Genomic DNA, 23,720 nt, shown 5'->3' with positions numbered 1-23,720 from the left:
CCCCTGCTTTTCAGGGGCTATTATTTTTGCTATGATTGAGGAGCATGTTTATGTAGAAAGAATAGTCCTATGAGGAGGATTTTTAGTATGGCATTAGTATCTATGAAAGAGATGTTAATTAAAGCAAAAGCAGAAGGTTATGCTGTTGGTCAATTCAACATTAATAACCTTGAATGGACTCAGGCAATTTTACAAGCAGCTGAAGAAGAAAAGTCTCCAGTGATTCTTGGTGTTTCTGAAGGCGCAGGTAAATATATGGGCGGATTTATTTCTGTTGTTCATATGGTAAAAGGTTTAATGGAATCTTACGGTACTACAGTTCCTGTAGCAATTCACCTTGACCATGGTTCTAGCTTTGCAAAATGTAAAGAAGCAATTGATGCAGGCTTTACTTCCGTGATGATTGATGCATCACATCACCCATTTGAGGAAAATGTGAAAATTACTTCAGAAGTAGTAGAATACGCACATGCTAAAGGTGTTTCTGTGGAAGCAGAATTAGGAACTGTTGGTGGAGATGAAGATGGCGTAATCGGTGGTATTATTTACGCTGATCCAGAAGAATGTCGCAAAATGGTTGAACTAACTGACATTGACTGCTTAGCGCCAGCACTTGGCTCTGTACACGGTCCTTACAAAGGAGAGCCAAACTTAGGCTTTAAAGAAATGGAGGAGATCTCTAAATTGGCAGACCTTCCACTTGTTTTACATGGTGGTACAGGTATCCCAACAAAAGATATCCAACGTTCTATTTCGTTAGGTACGGCTAAAATTAACGTCAATACTGAAAATCAAATTGAAGCAACAAAAGTAATTCGTGAAATTCTGGACAACGACAAAGTTGTTTACGACCCACGTAAATTCCTTGGTCCAGCACGTGAAGCCATCAAAGCTACGGTTATTGGTAAAATTCGTGAATTTGGAAGTGCACAAAAAGCATAATTTTTGCATTTAATATGTTACAAAAGCATAGATAAATACACATAATAAGAGAAGTGTTGATGCTTTCAATCGACCTTCTCTTGTTTTTGAAATAAAGAAATTTTGGAAAATATTTAATAATATAAGAAAAATGATCAGGAGGAAATAATATGAAATTTTTCATTGATACAGCAAACTTTGAAGAGATTAAAGAGGCACATGCATGGGGTATTTTATCAGGAGTAACGACAAACCCATCGTTAGTGGCTAAAGAAGAGAATGTTTCTTTCCATGATCGTCTTCGCGAAATCGCTGAGCTTGTTGATGGCTCTGTAAGTGGGGAAGTTATTGCACTTGATGCAGAAGGTATGATTAAAGAAGGTTTGGAATTAGCTGCGATTGCGCCAAACATCACAGTAAAGCTTCCTATGACACCAGCTGGATTAGAGGCATGCCGATTCTTTGCAAACAAAGGAATTAAAACAAACGTGACATTAATTTTTAGTGCTAACCAAGCATTAATGGCTGCGCGTGCAGGTGCTACATACGTATCACCATTTATCGGCCGTTTAGATGACATTGGTCAAAATGGTGTTGAGTTAATTGAAACAATTGCAGATATTTTTACAATCCATAATATCGATACACAAATTATCGCTGCCTCTGTCCGTCACCCGCAACACGTTACAGCAGCGGCTTTAGCAGGTGCACATATTTCAACTACTCCGTTTAAAGTATTAAAGCAGCTTTTCCACCATCCATTAACTGAAAAAGGAATTGAAGGATTTTTAGCGGATTGGAATAAGAGAAAAGGCGAATAATAAGATTATAAAGTGTGCAAATTGCAAAAATACTACTTTCCAATCATGAGGGAGAACGCAAAATGGATGTTTATAAAATTACTGGCGAAAATCGTCTACAAGGTACAATTAAAGTTAGTGGCGCAAAAAATAGTGCAGTCGCCTTAATTCCTGCATCAATTTTGGCGAACTCTCCAGTGACTATTGGAGGGATACCCGAAATTTCAGATGCTTGGACGTTAAAGGCTCTACTAGAGGAAATTGGTGGAGAAGTTTCATTTGAGAATGGGAAAATGACAATCGATCCAACAGAGATGATTGCATTGCCCTTACCAAACGGCAACGTTAAAAAGTTACGTGCTTCTTATTATTTAATGGGGGCTATGCTTGGACGTTTCAAAAAAGCAGTTATTGGTTTACCTGGAGGCTGTTTTTTAGGACCTCGACCTATTGATCAACATATAAAGGGCTTTGAGGCTTTAGGAGCTAAAATTACTAATGAACACGGAGCCATTTATTTACGTGCAGATGAATTGATAGGGGCAAAAATTTATTTAGATGTGGCAAGTGTTGGGGCTACGATTAATATCATGCTTGCTGCTGTCCTTGCTAAGGGACGTACTGTCATTGAAAATGCTGCAAAAGAACCTGAGATAATTGATGTGGCGACACTTCTAACAAATATGGGTGCCAATATTAAAGGTGCAGGTACAAGTGTCATTCGTATCGAAGGCGTAGAAGAGCTACATGGTACTGAACATACGATTATACCTGATCGCATTGAGGCCTCTACATTTTTGATTATGGCTGCAGCAGTTGGTGATGGTATAACAATCGATAACGTTATTCCACTTCACTTAGAAGCAATTATCGCCAAGCTTCGTGAAATGGGTGTGAAAATTGAGATTGGTGAAGAAAGTATTTATGTACCAAAAACAGACCTCTCAACATTACAGGCAGTGGATGTCAAAACATTGGTATACCCTGGATTCCCAACGGATATTCAACAACCGCTTGCCGTGTTAATGTCACAAGCATTCGGTTCCTCAAAAGTAACAGATACTATTTACACAGCTCGTTTCAAGCATATTGATGAGCTTCGTCGTATGAATGCAGATGCTCGTGTAGAAGGAAACACAGCAATTATTAAAGGGCCGAGTAGATTACATGGCTCAACTGTCACAGCTACAGATCTTCGTGCTGGAGCAGCTTTAGTGTTAGCTGGACTCTTAGCAGAAGGAGAAACTGAGATTCAGGATATCTATCATATCGAACGTGGCTATAGCTCACTTATTGAGAAATTACGTGATTTAGGCGCTGATATTCGACGTGAAACAATTGTGGCACGTGTAGCTGAGACAAAGGAATAATGAGAGCTAAAAGTTTTCAACCAATTATGTTACAATAGAGGTAATTTGAATGTTTTGGCACGAAAAGGTGCCCATAACGGGAGGCAAAGCAACAATGGAACGTAGTTTATCGATGGAAGTAGTACGAGTAACAGAAGCAGCAGCAATCGCATCCGGGAAATGGATGGGGCGCGGTTTGAAAATTGAGGCAGACGATGCAGCAACAACAGCGATGCGCAAAATGTTCGATACAATTCCAATGCATGCTACAGTAGTAATTGGTGAAGGCGAAATGGATGAAGCACCAATGCTTTATATTGGTGAAGAACTTGGTTTACGAAATGGTGGTCCTAAAGTAGATATTGCAGTAGATCCTTTAGAAGGTACAAACATTGTAGCAAAAGGTACAAATGGTGCTATGACAGTTCTTGCTATTGCAGATAAAGGGAATCTGTTAAATGCACCAGATATGTACATGGAGAAAATTGCTGTAGGACCAGAAGCGGCGGGCAAAGTGGATATCAATGCTTCCGTCACTTATAACTTATTACAAGTAGCAAAAGCTAAAAATAAAGATATTTCTGATGTTGTAGCTACTCTTTTAGATCGACCACGTCACCAAGCGATTGTTGATGAAATTCGTGAGGCTGGTGCACGTATTAAATTTATTCAAGATGGCGATGTTGGTGCAGCAATCAATACGGCTTTTGATGAAACAGGCATTGATATTATGTTTGGAACAGGTGGTGCACCTGAGGGTGTTATAGCAGCAGTAGCTTTAAAATGCCTTGGTGGTGACTTCCAAGCAAAACTAGTACCAGAAGATGAAGAGCAATTAGAACGCTGCACAAAAATGGGTGTTGATGTTGAAAAAGTTCTTTATTTAGATGACCTAGTAAAAGGTGACGATGCTATTTTTGCAGCGACAGCAGTAACAGATTGCGAGCTTTTAAAGGGTGTTCAATATAAAGGTGCTTATGCCTTAACTCATTCAGTAGTTATGCGTGCTAAATCTGGTACGGTTCGCTTTGTTGAAGGCCGTCACGCTCTTGAGAAAAAACCTAGATATTAATGTTATTTTCTTCTAAAATATACCTAGTACATCTATTGTGCTAGGTACCTTCTTCTTTAAATAACCATCCCATATTTTTAAGGCAATGTTTAGTTATATGGTGGAAGTATTTCAATAGATATTATTAAAGGCAACCATATAAGCGTTAGCAGAGCCAATCGTAAACTTCAATGATAACCCCATTAAATTGAATTATATTTTGAAAAAGACTGGAGTTGTGCATATGTCTGCATTGACAATCGCTCAATTAGAAAACATGACGTTAAAAGAGCTTTACGCCCTTGCACGCCAATATAAAATTTCTTATTATAGCAAGCTAACGAAAAAAGAATTGATATTTGCTATTTTGAAAACGCGTTCAGAGCAAGAGGGCTATTTCTTTATGGAAGGCGTACTAGAAATTGTTTCGCAAGAGGGCTTCGGCTTCCTTCGACCAATCAACTACTCACCAAGTAAAGAAGATATTTATATTTCTGCATCCCAAATCCGTCGCTTTGATTTGCGTAATGGGGACAAGGTGTCAGGAAAGGTGCGTCCACCGAAGGAAAATGAGCGCTATTATGGCCTATTACAAGTAGATGCTGTCAATGGCGAAGATCCTGAAGTAGCGAAAGAACGAGTTCATTTCCCAGCACTAACACCTTTATATCCAAATCGACAAATTAAACTAGAAACAACACAACGCAATTTATCCACACGTATAATGGATTTAGTGGCACCAGTAGGCTTTGGACAACGTGGATTAATTGTAGCTCCGCCAAAGGCAGGGAAAACGTCTTTATTAAAAGAGATTGCGAACGCTATTACAACCAATCATCCGCAAGCGGAGTTAATTGTCCTATTGATTGATGAACGACCTGAGGAAGTGACAGATATTGAACGTTCTGTCAATGCAGATGTTGTCAGCTCAACATTTGATGAAGTACCTGAGAACCACGTCAAAGTGGCTGAAATAGTATTAGAACGCGCACGACGTTTAGTGGAACATAAACGTGATGTAATTATTTTAATGGACTCTATTACACGTTTAGCTCGTGCTTATAACTTAGTAATTCCACCAAGTGGACGTACACTATCTGGTGGTATTGATCCTGCTGCATTCCATAGACCGAAACGTTTCTTTGGTTCGGCTCGTAATATTGAAGAAGGCGGTAGTTTAACAATTTTAGCGACGGCTTTAGTAGATACAGGTTCTCGTATGGATGAAGTTATCTATGAAGAATTTAAGGGAACAGGGAACTTAGAGCTTCATCTTGATCGTCAGTTAGCGGAACGCCGTATATTCCCTGCGCTTGACATTCGTCGTTCGGGTACACGTAAAGAAGAGCTTCTTCTGGAACCAGAACAACTTGAAAAGCTATGGGCAATTCGTAAAACGTTTTCTGATGCACCTGATTTTGCAGAGCGCTTCCTGAAAAAAATACGTACAACAAAATCAAATGAAGAATTTTTTGAAAAGCTAAACGAAGATATGAAAAAAGCAACAAAGGGTAAGGGACTTTTATAAAGGGCATCACCATTGACAATCAAATTGTCAGTGGTGATTTTTTTTGTATATGTTTATTTTATAAATGTATATTGAAATTGATAATCATTATCAATATAATGGTAAGTAAATATGTGTTCTGAAGGAGACGAAGATGAATTATGATGCCTATATGCTTCTTTGGCAAAATGCATTTATCCAGTTGAAGCAAATCGATTACATAAATAAATCAGACATTCATGTGTCAAAGGTTTTAACATATAGCTCGTTTCTTATTGTCACAGCAGGCGGTGCACAGATTGTCATTGATGATCAATCTTATCATGTGCAGCGCTTCAGTATTTTTCATCTAGGTAAATCTCAATCTCTTCACATTAGGGCACAGCAGAGTGTTAGCTATTTTCTCATTAGCTATAAAGGAGATGTCATGTACAAAGATGCCTTTATGCAGCATTTGCACATGCACTATCAACCATTCCAAACACATTTCTCTTGTGTACCCGCAAATCCGATAGTCATTCACAGCATCCTTCAGGATATGTATAGCAAATGGCAATCTGGCTCTATACAGGAGCATTTATCTGTAAGGGCATCCTTCTATGAGCTTATCTATCATGTCTTTCGAGAATTAGCAGAAGGACAAGGGAAACCACATGAAATTGATAAGGCAGAAGCCGCACGATTATTTATAAAACAACACATTCATCAACCATTATCTATCCAGACATTAGCAGATATGCTTCAGATTAGTACACGACATTTATTACGCATCTTTAAAGCTCGCTATGAAATAGGTCCACAAATATATTTACAACAATTAAGAATAGAGCAGGCTAAGCAGTATTTATTAACCAATCAATATGGCATAAAAGAAATTGCCATATCTCTTGGATTTGAAGATGAATATTATTTTAGCCGTGCTTTTAAAAAAGCAACAAAACTGGCTCCAAGTAGCTTTAGGCTGAAATATGCATCTAATATGTCCGAAATTGCCATTACAAATGAGAATCATTTTCAATACAATAATAATCAGCTCGCGCAAGCAAAACGATTTGAGAATGGAGAAAATGAAATCATGATGAAGAAGATGATTCACCATATAAAGCTACCTTTTTTATTAAGCCTGTTCGTTTTACTGGCAGCGTGTAATGAAGAGACAAGCCAATCTAAGGTTGATGAACCAACTTCGCCCGAGAAGGCAGAGACTAGAACCGTAACAGATGATAGTGGACGCGAAGTAGAAATTCCAATGCAGGCAGAGAGAGTCGTAACTGATTGGTATCTGGGGCAAATTTTAGCGTTAGATGTTGTACCAGTTGGAGGCGTAACGGCTAACCTTGATTATGCTGCTTTCTTAAAGCAACACTATAAGGATGGTGAAATTACGAATATTGGTACAGATGGTAAGGTGTCATTAGAAAAAGTTTTAGAGTTAAAGCCAGACTTGATTATTACTTGGAATATTGAAGATGTAGCGAAATATGAAAAAATTGCCCCGACAATTGTCTTCGCTGAAGATGCCCATCAATCAGCGATTGAGGAGATTAAGGCAATGGGGAATTACTTAGGAAGACAAGAAGAGGCTAAGGCCTTTACAAAAGAATTTGAAGATCGGATCGCAAAAGCTAAAGAAAAAATCATGGATGTGATTCCAAAAGGATCTACATTTACTATTTATGAAATGTTTGAAAAAAAATGCAACGATTATAGGGAAATCTAGTGTATCGGGCGGTCGAGCGCTCTATCAAATTTTAGGGATGCAGCCTCAAGAAAAGGTGCAGGAGCTGTTTGATACAAAGGAAGGAAATAATGGACGCTATGAGATTTCCTATGAGGTAGTAGGTAACTATGTAGGTGACTATAACTTCATGATTAATTTCTTTAACAAAGATGGCCAGTTGCCAGCAACATGGACAAACTTAGATGTCGTTAAAAGTAATCAAGTATTAGAGCTTCCATCTGAATATTATTTTGCTTCTGATCCGCTTTCTGGCTTACACCAAGCTGAAGAACTAGCTGACAAAATAGTTGAATTTACAAAGGCTCATCAACAATAACTGAGATAACAGGAGAGCTATTGTAGATAGCTCATTTATAGATACGTAAAACGAGATCACGATAGGAGGCTACACCATGTTATTACGGCGATTTTTTTCATATTATAAGCCCTATAAAGGCTTATTTATTTTAGATTTTAGCTGTGCCATATTAGTGGCACTAATAGAGCTTGCGTTTCCGATTGTGTTAAATAAAGTAATTGACGATATTCTGCCAGATGGGGAATTGAAATGGATTATTATGGCGAGTTTATTGCTGTTTGGATTATACATTTTTAACTCCATTCTTCATTTTATCGTTTCATATTGGGGACATATGCTGGGCATTAATATTGAGACGGATATGAGAAAAGAATCCTTCAGCCATGTACAAAAGCTATCCTTTAGATATTTTGATAACAACAAAACAGGGCATCTTGTTTCTCGTTTAACAAATGATTTGATGGATATTGGTGAACTTGCTCACCATGGTCCAGAGGATATCTTTATTGCAGCGATGACGATTATTGGAACATTTGGTGTCATGTACTATATTGATCCAACCTTTACGATTCTTATTTTCTTACTTGTTCCGATTATCTTAATCTTAACCATTATTTTCGGGAAATTAATGTCCAAGGCATTCCGTCAAATGTTTGGAGATATTGCAGATTTTAATGCACGTGTTGAAAACAATGTAAGTGGTATTCGTGTTGTACAAGCTTTTACAAATGAAGATCATGAGATTAAACGCTTTAAAGTAAATAATGAAAGATTCCGTATGACAAAGCTGTTTTCCTATAAAGTAATGGCTTGGAATGAAGCTATTTCAGGCATACTCACGAAGGTATTATCACTCTTTACTTTATTTGTTGGGGCTTATTTTGTATTAAATGGGCATTTAACAAATGGCGATTTTATCGCATTTATTTTACTTTCAGGTATTCTCTTAGGCCCAATTAACAAAATCAATATGTTTATAGAAAGCTATCCTAAGGGCATGGCAGGATTTAGGCGCTATATTGAATTCCTCGAAACGGAGCCCGAAATTGCGGACCGTCCAGAAGCGAAAACAATCGATGAAATTGATGGTGAAATTACTTTTTCTAATGTATCGTTTGGCTACGCTGCCAATAATCATGCCTTACATCAAATTAATTTAAAGGTACGTCCTGGTGAAACGGTTGCCTTAGTAGGCCCTTCAGGTGCAGGGAAATCTACCATCTGTAGCCTATTGCCACGTTTTTATGAGGTGAATGAGGGTTCCATTAAGATTGATGGTGTTGATATACGAGATTTTAAACTACAATCTTTACGTTCGCATATCGGGATTGTCCAGCAAGATGTCTTTTTATTCGATGGTACCATTCGTGAAAACATAGCCTATGGTGATTTAAATGCCAGTGAAGAAGATATTTGGTATGCCGCACAACGAGCACAACTGACGGATGTAATTAATGCTTTACCAGAAGGCATGGATACTCTCATAGGTGAACGTGGTGTCAAATTATCAGGTGGACAAAAACAAAGATTATCAATTGCACGTATTTTCTTGAAAAATCCCAAAATCTTAATACTAGATGAAGCAACATCTGCATTGGATACAGAAACAGAACAAGCTATCCAGCAAGCCTTAAACGAGCTTTCTATCGGTCGTACTACATTAGTGATTGCCCACCGTTTAGCAACGATTAAGGATGCAGACAGAATTGTTGTGGTATCGAAAAAGGGCATTATTGAAGAAGGCACACATGAGCAATTAATGAAACGCCAAAATGCTTACTATGGCTTGTATACAGCCCAATTTGGTTTACAAATTTAAAAGTAATAGCATTCTCAAAAGTGAAAGGAAGTTAAAGATGTCAGTACTTGAAATAGATCATGTTGCGATTGGTTATTCCTCAGCGCTCATCGTCAATGATTTAAGTGTGGAGATTCCGAAAGGCCAGATCTCCACGATTATTGGTCCAAATGGTTGTGGCAAGTCTACTTTATTAAAGGCTGTTGCACGTGTATTACGCACGCAAAATGGAGCTGTCTATTTAGATGGCAAAGCTATACATCAATTAAAAACAAAAGAAGTGGCCAAAAGAATGGCTATTTTACCTCAAACAGCAACAGCACCAGGAGGATTAACGGTTTTTGAGCTGGTATCCTATGGTCGTTTTCCTCATCAAGTAGGGTTTGGTACATTGCAAAAGGAAGACTATGAATATATCCATTGGGCTATAGATGTTACGGGGCTAAGAGAATTTAGTGATCGGCCAATCGAAGCATTATCAGGTGGTCAGCGTCAGCGAGTATGGATTGCCATGGCATTGGCGCAAGGCACGGATATTTTAGTACTGGATGAACCAACAACTTATTTAGATTTAGCACATCAGCTCGATATTTTATTGTTGCTACAAAAACTAAATAAGGAAGAAGGGCGAACAATTATCATGGTTTTACATGATTTAAATCATGCATCACGGTTCTCTCATTTTATGATGGCCATGAGAGATGGCAATTTAATGGTGAATGGCAGTCCAAAAGAAGTGATGACAAAAGAAAATTTACAAAGGGTATTTAATATCGATGCAGAAATGGCTGTATGTCCCTATAGTGAAAATCCAATCTGCCTATCTTATCAGCTGTACGATATGAAAAAATAAAAGCTAGTTGGAAGTTATGAGGAGGAAATAAAATGACTACGTCGACAGGAGTAGGAGAGCTCCACGATTTAGAAGAGCTACAGAAGCGATCTCATCCGATCCGTGGAGTAGTGGCTTTAATCGTAGGAGTAATTGGATTAATAGTTGCCATTGGCTTATCAATTTCTTTTGGTGCAGCAGATATTTCATTGGGTACTGTTTGGACAGCAATTACTCATTTTTCACCAGAATTAACAACACATCAAATTATCCATGATATTCGCTTACCACGGGTACTTGGAGCAGCATTAGTCGGTGCAAGCTTTGCGGTAGCGGGTGCGATTATGCAGGGGATGACACGTAACCCCTTAGCAGACTCAGGGTTATTAGGCTTGAACTCAGGAGCTGCTTTTATGTTAGCCGTATGTTTTGCCTTTTTCCCTGGGCTACCTTATATGTATTTAATTTTATGGTCCTTTGTAGGTGCAGGTCTTGGTGTGGCCATCGTTTATGGTATTGGCTCGCTTTCTAAAGGTGGCTTAACACCGATGCGACTAGTTTTAGCAGGAGCTGCTGTTAGTGCGTTACTTGGGGCGCTCGGAGAAGGAATTGCTCTTTATTTTCGTATCGGACAAGACCTCGCATTTTGGTATGCGGGTGGGGTTTCGGGCACAAAATGGAGCCATCTACAAATCTTATCTCCATGGATACTTGTTGCGATGATAGGAGCTCTAATCCTATCACGCTCCATCACCGTACTGAGCTTAGGTGAAGAAATTGCAGTCGGGCTAGGGCAACGTACTGCGATGGTAAAAGTATGGGGAATGATCATTGTTTTAGTTTTAGCGGGTGCAGCAGTTTCTGTTGTCGGTGCGGTTGGTTTTGTAGGGTTAATTATCCCTCATTTAACCAGATACATAGTTGGTCATGATTATCGCTGGATCATCGCTTGTTCTTTGGTATATGGAGCATTGCTTGTTGTGTTAGCTGATTTAGTAGCACGTGTTATTAATCCACCATATGAAACACCCATTGGTGCGCTCATAGCCTTTATTGGAGTACCATTCTTCCTTTATTTAGCTCGAAAAGGAGGGAAAGAACTATGAGTAACAGCTATTTAACACCAAGTCAGCTAAAGGCGAAAAGGAAACATTTTTCCATCCTTGCTACGCTCATTGTGTTAATCGTTATTACCTTTGTCATAAGTATGAATACAGGTGTCATTAAACTGACACCAATGGAGGTTCTTCGGACTCTTTTTGGTCAAGGTGATGCACAACAGCAGCTTATCTTATATGAATTCAGACTTCCAAGAATTGTGATTGCTGTATTAGTAGGTATGGGGTTAGCTATATCAGGCGCTATTTTACAGGGCATTTCTAAAAATGCCTTAGCAGACCCAGGAATCTTAGGGATTAATGCGGGAGCAGGACTAGCGGTTATGCTCTATGTGTCATTTTTCCCAACTACGAAAGCAGCACCTGTTTATTTACTGCCTATACTGGCTTTTGTAGGAGCAGGTTTGACAGCTGTACTGATTTATTCACTTTCTTATCGACGCCATGAGGGGATTACACCAATGCGTTTAATCTTAACTGGGGTAGCTGTGGCAGCAGGGATTAGCTCCGCTATGATTGTGCTAACACTACGTCTATCGCCAGAGAATTATCAATTTGTAGCAACATGGCTAGCAGGTAGCATTTGGGGCTCAAATTGGAGATTTGTTCTGTCGTTATTACCATGGTTAGTTATCTTATTGCCATTCGTCTATTCAAAATCACGTGTATTAAACATATTGAATTTAGGTGAATTAACAGCAGTAGGACTAGGTGCCTCGATAGAAAAAGAGCGACGCTGGTTGTTGGCTGCTGCTGTTGGTTTGGCTGGAGCTAGTGTTTCAGTAAGTGGTGGAATTGGTTTCGTTGGCCTTGTTGCGCCACACTTAGCTCGACAGCTTGTTGGGGCTAAACACCAGTTTTTATTGCCAACCGCAGCATTATTAGGAGGTTTCTTAGTGTTAATGGCTGATACAATCGGTCGTTCCATTTTAGAACCTTCAGAAATTCCAGCAGGGATTGTGGTAGCAGTTTTAGGAGCACCTTATTTCTTGTATTTACTAGCACGATTAAAAGAGTAAATGGCACTTTTTCCTTTGTGTGTGAATAGTATTACCATGAGGGGAAAGAATAGACGGTTATTAGATTAATTCTTGTCAAATAATTTACGTTTGAATAGATTAGAAGGGGATGGAGAAGAGGAAATGTCAGAGGAACTATATGATGTAACGATTGTTGGCGGTGGTCCAGCAGGGCTTTATACTGCCTTTTATAGTGGAATGCGAGATTTAAAAACGAAAATTATCGAGTATAGCTCACAACTAGGTGGTCGTATGTTAATATATCCTGAAAAAATGATTTGGGATGTAGGTGGAGTAACACCTATTTTAGGTGGTCAGCTTATTAAACAACTTGTGGAGCAAGCTGAAACCTTTGATCCAACGATTGTCTTAAATCAAAAAGTGGAAAAGTTAGATAAGCAACAGGATGGAACATTTATTTTAACATCCTCTACAGGAGAAAAGCATTATTCCAAAACGGTTATTTTAGCAGTAGGCTATGGCGTCCTTTCTATGCAAAAGCTTGAAATTGAAGGAGCGGATCGCTACGAAGTAACGAATTTACATTATACAGTTCAGGAATTAGAAATCTTCCGAGACAAGCATGTGTTAATTTCAGGTGGTGGTAATTCTGCGGTTGATTGGGCTAATGAGCTAGAGTCAATTGCCGCAAGCGTCACGATTGTTCATCGGCGAGATGATTTTGGTGGACATGAAAAAAATGTCTTACGTATGAAAGAATCCTTAGTTCATGTAAAAACGCCCTATGAAGTGGTTCAATTGCATGGGGACGGTGATTTAATTCAATATGTATCTATTGTTAATAAAGATACCGATGAATTGGAACGAGTAAAGGTAGATGCTGTCATTGTAAATCATGGTTTAAAATGCGATTACGGTGCGCTTGAAGAATGGGGATTAAATATTCAGGATGGCGTAGCAATTGTTAATGAGAATCGGGAAACGAACGTAGCGGGTATCTATGGAGCTGGTGATTTTATTGATCATCCTAGTAAAGTTAGATTAATAGCTGGTGCATTTACTGATGGAATACTAGCATTAAATAGTGCAAAACTATACTTGGAGCCAGATGCACCGAAAGTAGCCTATGTATCTTCACATAATATTCGCTTTAAAGAACGAAATGAGAAAATTGGGTTAGTAGACAATGATTATCGTGAAGTTCGCGGTTAGGTATTAGGGATGGTTTGCTTTTAATATTTTTTACTTGAAAATGATAAAATGTCTATGCTATACTTCAAAAGTATGCAACGTGTACATATGTAGCTGACGTTCCACTTCGACACAACTTTTGTAGTCGACATATTCGGGCTATGTAAGGTACAGTTCGATAATACTCTGTTCCAGATGGTTCAGGGCGAGAGGAGAAAACGAATATGAAACAAGGAATTCATCCAGACTACAAAGAAGCAACAGTAACTTGCTCTTGTGGGAACACTTTCAAAACTGGTTCAGTAAAAGAAAACATCGTTGTCGAGTTCTGCAACGAATGTCACCCATTCTACACTGGCCGTCAAAAATTCGCGTCTGCTGATGGTCGCGTGGATCGTTTCAACAAAAAATACGGTCTTAAAAACTAATGTTAGTTTAATACCTGCCAAGCATGCGCTTGGCAGGTATTTTTTTCAGTAAATAATACACGTTGATGCAAGTCTTTTCAAAATCCAGATTGACACAAAGAAAGGGAGAAGACAAAATGGCACAGCTATATTTTAAACATGGTGCAATGAATAGTGGAAAGTCAATAGAAATTCTAAAAGTTGCCCATAATTATGAAGAACAACAAAAACCTGTAATGATGTTTACTTCAGGTCTAGATACGCGTGATGAGGTGGGCTTCGTTTCCAGTCGAGTAGGTTTACGACAACAAGCCATTCCTGTTTATGAAGATACAAATATTTTTGAAATAGTGAAAACTAATGCTGTCAAACCTTATTGTGTGCTTGTGGATGAAGTTCAATTTCTAAAAAAAGCACATGTTTTACAGCTAGCTAACATTGTGGATAAATTGGACATTCCCGTAATGGGCTTTGGTTTAAAAAATGATTTTCAAAATGAGCTATTTGAAGGAAGCCAGTACATGCTTACATATGCAGATAAAATTGAGGAAATGAAAACAATTTGCTGGTTCTGTCATAAAAAAGCAACAATGAATTTGCGAGTAGATGAAAGTGGAAAGCCAGTTTACACAGGAGATCAAATTCAAATCGGTGGCAATGATTCGTATTATCCTGTTTGCCGAAAATGTCATGCAAATCCACCGCTTTAAAGCTAAGTAGCTTGTTAAAGCGCTAAGAAAAAGTAGCATACATGTGAAAATTTCCTTATACTAAGTAGTGGAAATAAGAAATGAAAAAACGATTACGCCTTAGCGTAATTTTGATGAAAGCGGCTTCTCTGTAAAAAAGGAGCAATTTAAAAAACTAAATAGAGGTGAAATCCATGTTTGATCGATTACAAGCAGTGGAAGATCGTTATGAAAGGCTTACTGAGCTTTTGAGCGATCCGGATATTGTTAATGATAGTAAGAAATTACGCGAATATTCTAAGGAACAATCAGATATCCAAGAGACAGTAGATACTTATCGTGAATATAAAAGTGTTAAAGAACAGCTAGTAGATACACGAGAAATGTTAGATAGCGAAAAAGATCCTGATATGCACGAAATGGTAAAGGAAGAATTTAACCTATTAAAAGTACAGCAGGAAGAGCTAGAAGAGCGATTACGTATTTTATTAATTCCAAAAGATCCGAATGATAATAAAAACGTTATTATGGAAATCCGTGGGGCAGCTGGTGGTGACGAGGCTAATATTTTTGCAGGTGACTTGTTCCGTATGTATTCTCGCTATGCAGAAACGCAAGGCTGGAAAATTGATATTATGGAAGCTACACCAAACCCAATGGGCGGCTATAAAGAGGTAATCTTTATGATTAATGGACAAGGAGCCTATTCAAAATTCAAATTTGAAAATGGCGCACACCGTGTACAACGTGTCCCTGCTACAGAATCACAAGGCCGAATTCATACATCAACAGCAACAGTTGCTTGCTTACCTGAGGTTGAGGAAGTAGATGTTGAAATCCATGAAAAAGATATCCGTGTAGATACATTCGCATCTTCTGGTGCGGGTGGTCAATCTGTAAATACAACAATGTCTGCTGTTCGTATGACCCATTTACCGACAGGTGTTGTGGTTTCGATGCAGGATGAACGTTCACAAATTAAAAACCGTGAAAAAGCAATGAAAATTCTTCGTGCTCGTGTTGCAGATATGTATATGCAGGAAGCGCAAAAAGAGATTGATGCTACACGTAAATCAGCTGTTGGATCTGGTGACCGCTCTGAGCGAATTCGCACATACAATTATCCACAAAACCGCGTAACCGACCACCGTATCGGCTTAACGATTCAAAAGCTAGATCAAATCGTTGAAGGCAGACTAGACGAGATTATCGATGCTCTTATTTTAGAAGAACAAGCATCGAAGTTAGAGCGTTTAAATGATGACTTATAAAAATGTGATGGAGGCCCTTGAGTGGGCTTCTTCTTTTTTAGTGGATAATGGTTGTGAACAAACAGTAGCGCGGATTGTTATGCAACATGTGCTTGGTACTAGTTATGGAGAAGTTATGCTGCATTTGCAAGATGAATTAACAGCAGCGCAGCAAATGAGATTTAATGAGCTCATAGAAGAACATGTCAATGGACGCCCTGTCCAATACTGTGTTGGGTATGAGGAGTTTTATGGCCGTTCATTCTTAGTCGATGAATCTGTCTTAATACCACGACCTGAAACAGAGGAATTGGTGCTTGGAACAATTAATCGACTACCTAAATTATTTACAAAGCAAACATTGAAGCTGGCTGATATCGGTACAGGTAGTGGAGCCATTGCTATTTCAATGAAGCTGGAATGCCCAGCATTAACGGTCATAGCTACCGATTTATCAGAAGCTGCACTAGCAACTGCTCAAAAAAATGCAAAGCAATTAGAGGCAGATATTGATTTTAGATTGGGAGATTTAGCTGCTCCACTTGCAGGAGAAAAATTTGATATTGTTTTATCGAACCCACCGTATATCGCATTTGATGAGGCACAAGCAATGTCAAGCGTTGTGCTAGAGCATGAGCCGCATAGTGCCCTCTTTGCCGAGGAAGATGGTCTTATTTTATATAGAAAATTAGCCGAACAATTACCAGCTTATATGAATAGGCCAGCGTTGATTGGATTAGAAATTGGTTATACACAGGGGGAGAAAGTAGCCAAATTCTTTCAAGATAGTTTTCCACAGGCGACAGTTTCAGTAGAAAAAGATATTAACGGTAAACCTCGAATGATTTTTTGTGAGCTACATGTATAAAGTTTCTTATTCTTGCCAACAATGTTGAGCAAGGAGGGATTTTTATGTTGAACGAATACAAGATTATTAGATTACCTAAACAAAATATCTTTCTAGCTTTTGCTAGACTAGTATTAATTGCGATTGTTTTACAGTTATGTGTTTTATATATCCCAACATTAGTAGGTTTGGCGAAGGAATCTTCCGGTGATGTGCAAGAAAAAGATTTTCGTATACGTGTTATTGCAAACAGTAATACTGCACAAGATCAGCTAGAGAAACAGCAGCTTGTCCAAGATTTAAAGCCATACTTTCTACAACTGGGTACGGCTGGATTTGCGGGGAATGAGCAAATTCTTTCGTTAAAACAACAAATTGAAGCTGAACTGAGCGAAAATTATCCACAATTGGATGCACAGGTTGTTGTTGGGGATAATTTATTCCCACCAAAAAGACAAGGTGCTGTACTTTATCCACAAAATGTCTATCAATCAATTGTTGTAAAGATTGGTGATGCCCGTGGAGATAACTGGTGGTGCAGTATCTTCCCATCGATATGTGAGCCTGATAAAGAAGAGGTAAAAGAAGAAGTAGAAGTAGAAGAAAAAGAACAAGTTACATTCTTTATATGGGAATGGATTAAAGGACTTTTTGAATGAATTGTGCACAAATTCAGACAACTTATACACATTTTTTATTAAGTTATAAACAATATGTGGATAATTCAGTAAAAACGAATAATTGAAGGTAGGTATTAATCATGAAAACTGTTTGTAAGGTTGTGGACAGTAATGTGAATAGTCAGATTAATTATACACAAGCTGTGGATATCTTAAATGCAGGAGAGGTAGTCGCATTTCCAACAGAGACGGTTTATGGCTTAGGAGCGATTGCCACAAATGATCTGGCAGTTAAAAAGATATTTGAAGCAAAAGGTCGACCTTCAGATAATCCTTTAATTGTCCACGTTGGTACAAAAGAGGAAGTAGCGATCTATATCGACCATATTTCTGACATAGCTAAACAATGCATGGATTTATTTTGGCCAGGACCATTAACACTGGTGATGCCAGCAAAGCCAGATGTATTAGCTAAAAGTGTCACAGCTGGGTTATCAACAGTTGGCATTCGAATGCCTGATCATCCAGTAGCGCTCGCCTTACTACAACAGCTCCAAAAACCGCTTGCTGCACCGAGCGCTAATCGTAGTGGAAAGCCAAGTCCTACAGAAGCCGTTCATGTTTTAGATGATTTAGAAGGGTACATACCTTATATTTTAGATGGAGGTTCTACAGGCATAGGGCTTGAGTCTACTGTACTAGATGTGACACATGAACCTCCAGTAATTTTACGTCCAGGTGGCATTACGAAGGAAATGCTTGAGGCTAAGATTGGTCCAGTGATTCAACCAACTAAAATAGAACAGAAGCTAGACGCAACGCCTAAGGCACCGGGAATGAAATATACGCATTATGCACCAAATGCTCCCGTGTATTTAATAGACTGTGATGTTGAGAAAGTCAACGAAGCTGTTCTACATTTAAAGAGACAAGGACATAGTGTAGCACTACTTGCACCTGAGAACTTTGAAGAAATTAAAGTGGATTTTTACTTCTCTATTGGTGAAGCAGGAAGTAAAGAAGAAATGGGTGCGGCCTTATATAATGCACTTAGAGCATGTGATAAAACTACCGCTACCGTAATATTAGCAACAACTACTTCAATAGAAGGAGTAGGTGCAGCTATTATGAATAGACTTGAAAAAGCCTCTGGAGGTAAATGGTATTCATTGTAAATAATAATAGAACAATTATAGGCAAAAGACATTGAAAAACCACATGTTTTTTGTCTTTTTTTGTCCAATTATTATATGTTAAAAATGAAAAACAATAGTAAACAGTTATGATAATAATGTATTTTCGAGCATAAAATGATAAAATATTAGGGAGCGAAGGAGTGCGTTCTTGCAGGGAATTCTTGCAGGTATATTAACGTCTGTTGATGTGATTGGTCTATATGTTTTGCTGCCAAATGTTAGATATCGATTATTTTTATCATTATGGACGGCTGCATTACATATGCTTTTTCCTTTATTAGGGTTTGAATTAGGAAGCTATTTAGTTCGATTTCTATTAGAATGGGGACAATGGATTTCAAGTATTTTATTATTTTGTATCGGGATGCATTTATTATTATTTTCTCACAGAGATGAAAAAGTAACGATTTCACCTGTACTTTTAGCAGTGACTGCAAGCCTAGACACCTTTTCAGTTAGTGTTTCTTTTGGTATGCTTAACTTAGAAAAAACGATTTTTATTATGAGTGCAGGCTTAAGTGCATTAATTTGTGCTTATGGGTCATTAGTTATAGCACGTAGGAGCCAAGTCTTTTTTGGCAATAAAATTCAAATCATTGCTGGCATTATATTTATAATCATGAGTATTCTAGCTATTCAACAATAGATAAAATTGGAGAGTGATAAGTGTGAAAATATTATTTGTTTGTACAGGCAATACTTGTCGCAGTCCGATGGCAGAAGCTATTTTAAAACATAAACAAATAAACAATGTAGAAGTGCGCTCAGCGGGTATTTATGCGATGCCTAATGCACAAATGTCAGCACATGCACAACAAGTGTTAAATGAAGCCCAAATGTCCCATCAACATTTTGCGACGCAATTATCACAAGCTGAAATGGCATGGGCAGACTTAGTTTTAACGATGACGACTGCTCACAAAGATACCGTCATTTCCAATTATCCAGAAGCTGAGCATAAAGTATTTACATTGAAAGAGTATACAAATGAGGGCAGTTTAGAAAATGTAGTGGATCCTTATGGTGGTAATAGAGCAATTTATGAAGCAACATTTGCAGAATTAAAAGAACTGGTTGATCAATTAATACAAAAACTAGAAAAGAATTGAGGGGTCCTATGAAAAAACAATTTGGTTTACGCCTAAAGTTGGTGTTATTTGTTAGTGTTCTTGCACTAATCACCTACAGTGTCAGTTTTATATTCATTGAGTTTTTACAACCTACCTTCTTCCCTGACACAAATCGAAAAGTTTTTGAAGTGATTACGTATGCGTTAGGCATAACTTGGTCAGGGATATTAGCTGCCTTTTTAAGTGTAATCCTCATCAAGCCGTTGCAGCAGCTTGAACACTCTGCAACACTTGTGGCAGAAGGAAAAATAGGACAGGATGTACAAATGCCTAATACAAATGATGAGATTCGATCTGTTGCAGAGGCATTCCAACAAATGGTGTTAAACTTACGTCAAATGGTGGAAAGTATTGATCATAACTTCCAACAAACGAATCAATCGATTATCCAGCTTTCAGATGAAGCAGGAGTGGCAACAAGAAAGGCAGAAGGCATTGCATCTACCGTAAAGCATATTTCTACAGGAGCAGAAGCATCTGCAACTGCTGTACAAGATACTGCTGAAGCGATTGAAGATGTAAGAACGCTTGCAACAGAGGTAAATAGTAGGGCAGAAGCATCAGCATCACAAACTAAAGAGATTCTACATAATTTATCGACAACAACAAAAGCCATTGAAACATTAGTGAATAGTATTCAACAAATTGCGACAGGCAATAATGAGGCATTAAAAAGCATTCATGCGCTAGAAGAGAATGCTGGACAGGTAGAACGAATAATTAGCTTAGTTGGTGACATTGCAGCACAAACCAATCTGTTGGCACTAAACGCCTCTATAGAAGCTGCTCGTGCAGGAGAACATGGAAAAGGCTTTGCAGTAGTAGCTGAAGAAGTCCGTGGTTTGGCTGATGAAAGTGCAAAAGCAGTGCAAGGAATTACAGCTTTAATTCAAACCATGCAGCAAAACGTAGAGGTAGTTGTGAAACAAATGAACGAACAAGTTGCCTTTGCAACAAAGGAAGCTGATCGAGTTTCTGAAACAACGACAGCAGTAGAAAATATGGCTTCGAATGTACATGAAATGGCAACATCAATTGTTGAGATTTCTTCTTTAATTGAACAGCAAATGCATAATATTGAAACGACAGCTCGACAATCACAGGAAGTTGCTGCCATTGCGGAACAAACGTCAGCAGGTGCACAGGAAGTTCGTAGTGCTGCTGAAGAGCAAGCCTATGCAATTGAACAAGTCGAGCATCTGGCTCAAAGTTTGAAAAAGCAATCGGAAGCATTGCATAAAATGATCCAACAATTTGATAGACAAGCATAGTCCTGAAGGTTATACATAAATCCCATGAAAAATTGGATTTATGTATAACCTTTTTTATTAAAGGACAATTTATGTCCACTGTAAGTAAAAAGCTAAAAAAACTTCAGTAGATGGAATATTACAACAAAAGACCATTATCCGAACTTATTAACATGATATTCACATTATCCACAAAAAATAAGTTTAAAAGTGAATAATTTTATGTTAACATACAATTAATGTTCGTCTTTCGGGAAAAATCAACGTAAAAACATAAGAAAAATCGTGTTATTCTTCAGAAAGAAGTGGTACACTAAGGTTGACTATAATTCGAAAAGAGGGAACCCAGTGAGAATAGCAATTTCTTCTGATCACGGAGGCAATAACTTACGTCGTGAGATTATGCAGCTATTAGATGAACTTCAAATTAGCTACGAAGATTTTGGTCCACAATCTGCGGATTCAGTAGACTATCCAGACTATGCAAAACCTGTATCTGAGGGTGTTGCTAACGGAGAATTTGATAAAGGCATTTTAATTTGTGGCACAGGAATTGGTATGTCCATTGCCGCTAATAAGGTCAAGGGCATACGTTGTGCATTAGTACATGATGTATTTAGTGCCAAGGCAACGCGTTGCCATAATGATTCAAATATTTTAGCAATGGGCGAACGTGTAATTGGCCCTGGCCTTGCACGTGAAATCGTACAAGCATGGCTAGAAACCGATTTTGAAGGTGGCCGCCATGTACGCCGTATTGAAAAAATTACTGAACTAGAGCAATAATAGTTTTGTTATTCCATATATGGCATTCGTATAGGATGTCATATATGGCATAATTTTAATGGATATAGATGAAGGAGCTGAGCTTAATGGTTGTAAAACAAATACGAACACATTTGACTCAGTTACTCAGTGAATTTGAAGAGCAAGTAACATTACGACCCCATACAATTTTTGTAGTAGGGTGCTCTACATCTGAAGTGATTGGTCAGAAAATTGGCACAGCGGGAGCATTGGAGATAGCAGAAGCCATTTTTGAGCCGTTACAAGAATTTGCAGCAAAGCATCAATTGCTTTTAGCATTCCAAGGTTGTGAGCATATAAATCGCGCCATTACTATGGAAGCATCTACAGCTGAAAAATTTGGCTATGATCCAGTAGCGGTTGTCCCAGTACGTACGGCAGGCGGCTCAATGTCAGCATATGCCTATACGCAATTTGATAACCCAGTGATTGTTGAAACAATACAGGCACATGCAGGTATTGATATTGGACAAACATTAATCGGTATGCATTTGAAAGCAGTAGCTGTGCCTGTTCGAACATCGGTAAAAATGGTAGGAGAAGCTGTTGTGACGATTGCAACAACACGTCCTAAGCTAATTGGCGGAGAACGTGCAGTATATAAATAATTACCACCCTATTTAGTGGTAGAGATGAATAACGATACTTTAGGAGGCTTTTTCAAACATGGCATATGAAAAATTAGCAGTACAAGACAAAGCAGTACTAGATGGAATTCTTGCAGAAAAAACACGTCAGCAAGCAAATATTGAATTGATTGCATCAGAAAACTTTGTATCCGAAGCAGTGATGGAAGCGCAAGGATCAGTACTGACAAATAAATACGCTGAAGGTTATCCTGGTAAACGCTATTATGGTGGCTGTGAGCATGTAGACGTAGTAGAAGACATTGCACGTGATCGTGTAAAAGAACTCTTCGGAGCAGAATATGCAAATGTGCAACCACACTCAGGTGCACAAGCAAACATGGCTGTTTACCATACGATTCTAGAACCAGGTGACACAGTTCTGGGTATGAACCTTTCGCATGGTGGTCACTTAACACATGGTTCTCCAGTAAACTTCTCTGGTATTCTATATAATTTTGTAGAGTATGGTGTAACACAAGATACACAAGTGATTGATTATGAAGATGTACGACAAAAGGCTTTAGAGCATAAACCGAAACTGATTGTTGCTGGTGCATCTGCTTATCCACGTGAAATTGACTTCTCTAAATTCCGTGAAATTGCAGACGAAGTCGGAGCCTATTTCATGGTGGATATGGCACACATTGCTGGACTTGTAGCTGCTGGCGAACATCAATCACCAGTGCCATATGCTGATTTTGTTACATCAACTACACATAAAACATTACGTGGACCACGTGGTGGATTAATTCTTGCTTCAAAAGAATGGGAGCAAAAACTAAATAAATCTGTATTCCCAGGCATTCAAGGTGGCCCATTAATGCATGTTATTGCTGCAAAAGCTGTAGCATTTGGAGAAGCTTTACAACCAGAATTTAAAGACTATGCAAAACAAATTAAAGCCAATGCAAAGGCATTAGCAGAAGTATTAATTGCTGAGGGTGTTGAAATTGTTTCTGGTGGTACAGATAACCATTTATTACTGCTAAATGTTAAATCTCTTGGTTTAACAGGTAAAGTAGCAGAGCACGCACTAGATGAAGTAGGGATTACAACAAATAAAAATACAATCCCTTACGATACTGAATCTCCATTTGTCACTTCTGGAATTCGTATTGGTACTCCAGCGGTCACTTCTCGTGGCTTTAAAGAGGAAGATATGAAAGAAGTAGGAGCAATTATAGCGGCTGTTCTTAAAAGCCCTGAAGATGAGGCAGTTAAAGCAGATGCAAAAGATCGTGTGAAGGCATTAACTGATAAGCATCCACTATATGTATAATCAATAGAATAATAGCTGTATTTAAAGTAC

At 38.4% G+C, this 23,720-nt stretch carries 24 protein-coding genes; all 24 read left to right on the top strand.

Annotated elements, in window-relative coordinates; translation table 11 throughout:
* Window positions 1-87: 87 nt before the first annotated feature.
* Window positions 88-942 carry a class II fructose-bisphosphate aldolase gene (locus BFM98_RS07075; RefSeq protein ID WP_004269446.1) on the top strand — a complete coding sequence of 285 codons (855 nt, stop codon included), beginning with the start codon at window positions 88-90 and terminating at the stop codon, window positions 940-942.
* Between the two features lie 149 nt (window positions 943-1,091).
* Entirely contained in the window at window positions 1,092-1,742 is a 651-nt protein-coding gene (gene fsa / locus BFM98_RS07070) for a fructose-6-phosphate aldolase (RefSeq protein ID WP_004269447.1), read from the top strand.
* Between the two features lie 62 nt (window positions 1,743-1,804).
* Complete coding sequence (locus BFM98_RS07065; RefSeq protein ID WP_048395599.1) at window positions 1,805-3,091, top strand: UDP-N-acetylglucosamine 1-carboxyvinyltransferase; 1,287 nt, start codon at window positions 1,805-1,807, stop codon at window positions 3,089-3,091.
* A gap of 94 nt (window positions 3,092-3,185) precedes the next feature.
* Window positions 3,186-4,142 (top strand): class II fructose-bisphosphatase, encoded by a 957-nt coding sequence (gene glpX, locus BFM98_RS07060; RefSeq protein ID WP_004269449.1) that lies wholly within the window; start codon window positions 3,186-3,188, stop codon window positions 4,140-4,142.
* 223 nt (window positions 4,143-4,365) lie between these two features.
* Window positions 4,366-5,649: a transcription termination factor Rho gene (rho, locus tag BFM98_RS07055; protein WP_016992739.1), complete on the top strand. Its 1,284-nt coding sequence runs from the start codon at window positions 4,366-4,368 to the stop codon at window positions 5,647-5,649.
* 133 nt (window positions 5,650-5,782) lie between these two features.
* Entirely contained in the window at window positions 5,783-7,348 is a 1,566-nt protein-coding gene (locus tag BFM98_RS07050; protein ID WP_254660001.1) for a helix-turn-helix domain-containing protein, read from the top strand.
* On the top strand, window positions 7,305-7,685 hold the full coding sequence (locus BFM98_RS24250; protein WP_254660000.1) for a TroA family protein: 381 nt from the start codon (window positions 7,305-7,307) through the stop codon (window positions 7,683-7,685). Before BFM98_RS07050 ends, BFM98_RS24250 begins: the two co-directional genes overlap by 44 nt.
* 76 nt (window positions 7,686-7,761) lie before the next feature.
* Window positions 7,762-9,486, top strand: a complete 1,725-nt coding sequence (locus BFM98_RS07045) for an ABC transporter ATP-binding protein (RefSeq protein WP_066036942.1) — start codon at window positions 7,762-7,764, stop codon at window positions 9,484-9,486.
* Window positions 9,487-9,523: 37 nt separating this feature from the next.
* A complete protein-coding gene (locus tag BFM98_RS07040; protein WP_066036941.1) occupies window positions 9,524-10,318 on the top strand; it encodes an ABC transporter ATP-binding protein in 795 nt (264 codons plus the stop codon).
* A gap of 32 nt (window positions 10,319-10,350) precedes the next feature.
* Window positions 10,351-11,403 (top strand): FecCD family ABC transporter permease, encoded by a 1,053-nt coding sequence (locus tag BFM98_RS07035; protein ID WP_066036940.1) that lies wholly within the window; start codon window positions 10,351-10,353, stop codon window positions 11,401-11,403.
* Entirely contained in the window at window positions 11,400-12,434 is a 1,035-nt protein-coding gene (locus BFM98_RS07030; protein WP_009371943.1) for a FecCD family ABC transporter permease, read from the top strand. Before BFM98_RS07035 ends, BFM98_RS07030 begins: the two co-directional genes overlap by 4 nt.
* Before the next feature lie 123 nt (window positions 12,435-12,557).
* Entirely contained in the window at window positions 12,558-13,607 is a 1,050-nt protein-coding gene (locus BFM98_RS07025) for an NAD(P)/FAD-dependent oxidoreductase (RefSeq protein WP_054548733.1), read from the top strand.
* Window positions 13,608-13,810: 203 nt separating this feature from the next.
* Window positions 13,811-14,014 carry a 50S ribosomal protein L31 gene (gene rpmE / locus BFM98_RS07020; RefSeq protein ID WP_004269457.1) on the top strand — a complete coding sequence of 68 codons (204 nt, stop codon included), beginning with the start codon at window positions 13,811-13,813 and terminating at the stop codon, window positions 14,012-14,014.
* A gap of 116 nt (window positions 14,015-14,130) precedes the next feature.
* Entirely contained in the window at window positions 14,131-14,703 is a 573-nt protein-coding gene (locus tag BFM98_RS07015) for a thymidine kinase (protein WP_048395608.1), read from the top strand.
* A gap of 173 nt (window positions 14,704-14,876) precedes the next feature.
* Window positions 14,877-15,953, top strand: coding sequence for a peptide chain release factor 1 (gene prfA, locus BFM98_RS07010; protein WP_066036939.1), 1,077 nt, complete (start codon window positions 14,877-14,879; stop codon window positions 15,951-15,953).
* A complete protein-coding gene (prmC, locus tag BFM98_RS07005) occupies window positions 15,940-16,800 on the top strand; it encodes a peptide chain release factor N(5)-glutamine methyltransferase (protein WP_066036938.1) in 861 nt (286 codons plus the stop codon). Before prfA ends, prmC begins: the two co-directional genes overlap by 14 nt.
* 44 nt (window positions 16,801-16,844) lie before the next feature.
* Entirely contained in the window at window positions 16,845-17,438 is a 594-nt protein-coding gene (locus tag BFM98_RS07000; RefSeq protein ID WP_066036937.1) for a stage II sporulation protein R, read from the top strand.
* A gap of 101 nt (window positions 17,439-17,539) precedes the next feature.
* On the top strand, window positions 17,540-18,574 hold the full coding sequence (locus BFM98_RS06995; protein WP_066036936.1) for an L-threonylcarbamoyladenylate synthase: 1,035 nt from the start codon (window positions 17,540-17,542) through the stop codon (window positions 18,572-18,574).
* Window positions 18,575-18,743: 169 nt separating this feature from the next.
* Window positions 18,744-19,241, top strand: coding sequence for a manganese efflux pump (locus BFM98_RS06990; protein WP_048395616.1), 498 nt, complete (start codon window positions 18,744-18,746; stop codon window positions 19,239-19,241).
* Between the two features lie 22 nt (window positions 19,242-19,263).
* Window positions 19,264-19,704 carry a low molecular weight protein arginine phosphatase gene (locus BFM98_RS06985; protein ID WP_054548714.1) on the top strand — a complete coding sequence of 147 codons (441 nt, stop codon included), beginning with the start codon at window positions 19,264-19,266 and terminating at the stop codon, window positions 19,702-19,704.
* Window positions 19,705-19,712: 8 nt separating this feature from the next.
* Window positions 19,713-20,996 (top strand): methyl-accepting chemotaxis protein, encoded by a 1,284-nt coding sequence (locus tag BFM98_RS06980; protein ID WP_004269465.1) that lies wholly within the window; start codon window positions 19,713-19,715, stop codon window positions 20,994-20,996.
* Between the two features lie 327 nt (window positions 20,997-21,323).
* Window positions 21,324-21,761, top strand: a complete 438-nt coding sequence (gene rpiB, locus BFM98_RS06975) for a ribose 5-phosphate isomerase B (RefSeq protein WP_004269466.1) — start codon at window positions 21,324-21,326, stop codon at window positions 21,759-21,761.
* Between the two features lie 86 nt (window positions 21,762-21,847).
* Window positions 21,848-22,390 carry a TIGR01440 family protein gene (locus BFM98_RS06970; protein WP_016992753.1) on the top strand — a complete coding sequence of 181 codons (543 nt, stop codon included), beginning with the start codon at window positions 21,848-21,850 and terminating at the stop codon, window positions 22,388-22,390.
* A gap of 58 nt (window positions 22,391-22,448) precedes the next feature.
* The gene (gene glyA / locus BFM98_RS06965; protein WP_048395620.1) at window positions 22,449-23,690 is read left to right on the top strand and encodes a serine hydroxymethyltransferase; all 1,242 of its coding nucleotides are present in this window, start codon (window positions 22,449-22,451) and stop codon (window positions 23,688-23,690) included.
* Window positions 23,691-23,720: the final 30 nt, after the last annotated feature.

It is taken from the genome of Lysinibacillus sp. AR18-8 (assembly GCF_001705465.1).
GTDB lineage: Bacteria > Bacillota > Bacilli > Bacillales_A > Planococcaceae > Lysinibacillus > Lysinibacillus capsici.
This window is presented reverse-complemented; position numbering and strand designations above follow the sequence as displayed.

Coding starts and splice junctions, on each gene's coding strand:
- BFM98_RS07075 (WP_004269446.1), top strand. CDS start 88: ATGGCATTAGTATCTATGAAAGAGATGTTAATTAAAGCAAAAGCAGAA.
- fsa (WP_004269447.1), top strand. CDS start 1,092: ATGAAATTTTTCATTGATACAGCAAACTTTGAAGAGATTAAAGAGGCA.
- BFM98_RS07065 (WP_048395599.1), top strand. CDS start 1,805: ATGGATGTTTATAAAATTACTGGCGAAAATCGTCTACAAGGTACAATT.
- glpX (WP_004269449.1), top strand. CDS start 3,186: ATGGAACGTAGTTTATCGATGGAAGTAGTACGAGTAACAGAAGCAGCA.
- rho (WP_016992739.1), top strand. CDS start 4,366: ATGTCTGCATTGACAATCGCTCAATTAGAAAACATGACGTTAAAAGAG.
- BFM98_RS07050 (WP_254660001.1), top strand. CDS start 5,783: ATGAATTATGATGCCTATATGCTTCTTTGGCAAAATGCATTTATCCAG.
- BFM98_RS24250 (WP_254660000.1), top strand. CDS start 7,305: ATGAAATGTTTGAAAAAAAATGCAACGATTATAGGGAAATCTAGTGTA.
- BFM98_RS07045 (WP_066036942.1), top strand. CDS start 7,762: ATGTTATTACGGCGATTTTTTTCATATTATAAGCCCTATAAAGGCTTA.
- BFM98_RS07040 (WP_066036941.1), top strand. CDS start 9,524: ATGTCAGTACTTGAAATAGATCATGTTGCGATTGGTTATTCCTCAGCG.
- BFM98_RS07035 (WP_066036940.1), top strand. CDS start 10,351: ATGACTACGTCGACAGGAGTAGGAGAGCTCCACGATTTAGAAGAGCTA.
- BFM98_RS07030 (WP_009371943.1), top strand. CDS start 11,400: ATGAGTAACAGCTATTTAACACCAAGTCAGCTAAAGGCGAAAAGGAAA.
- BFM98_RS07025 (WP_054548733.1), top strand. CDS start 12,558: ATGTCAGAGGAACTATATGATGTAACGATTGTTGGCGGTGGTCCAGCA.
- rpmE (WP_004269457.1), top strand. CDS start 13,811: ATGAAACAAGGAATTCATCCAGACTACAAAGAAGCAACAGTAACTTGC.
- BFM98_RS07015 (WP_048395608.1), top strand. CDS start 14,131: ATGGCACAGCTATATTTTAAACATGGTGCAATGAATAGTGGAAAGTCA.
- prfA (WP_066036939.1), top strand. CDS start 14,877: ATGTTTGATCGATTACAAGCAGTGGAAGATCGTTATGAAAGGCTTACT.
- prmC (WP_066036938.1), top strand. CDS start 15,940: ATGATGACTTATAAAAATGTGATGGAGGCCCTTGAGTGGGCTTCTTCT.
- BFM98_RS07000 (WP_066036937.1), top strand. CDS start 16,845: ATGTTGAACGAATACAAGATTATTAGATTACCTAAACAAAATATCTTT.
- BFM98_RS06995 (WP_066036936.1), top strand. CDS start 17,540: ATGAAAACTGTTTGTAAGGTTGTGGACAGTAATGTGAATAGTCAGATT.
- BFM98_RS06980 (WP_004269465.1), top strand. CDS start 19,713: ATGAAAAAACAATTTGGTTTACGCCTAAAGTTGGTGTTATTTGTTAGT.
- BFM98_RS06970 (WP_016992753.1), top strand. CDS start 21,848: ATGGTTGTAAAACAAATACGAACACATTTGACTCAGTTACTCAGTGAA.
- glyA (WP_048395620.1), top strand. CDS start 22,449: ATGGCATATGAAAAATTAGCAGTACAAGACAAAGCAGTACTAGATGGA.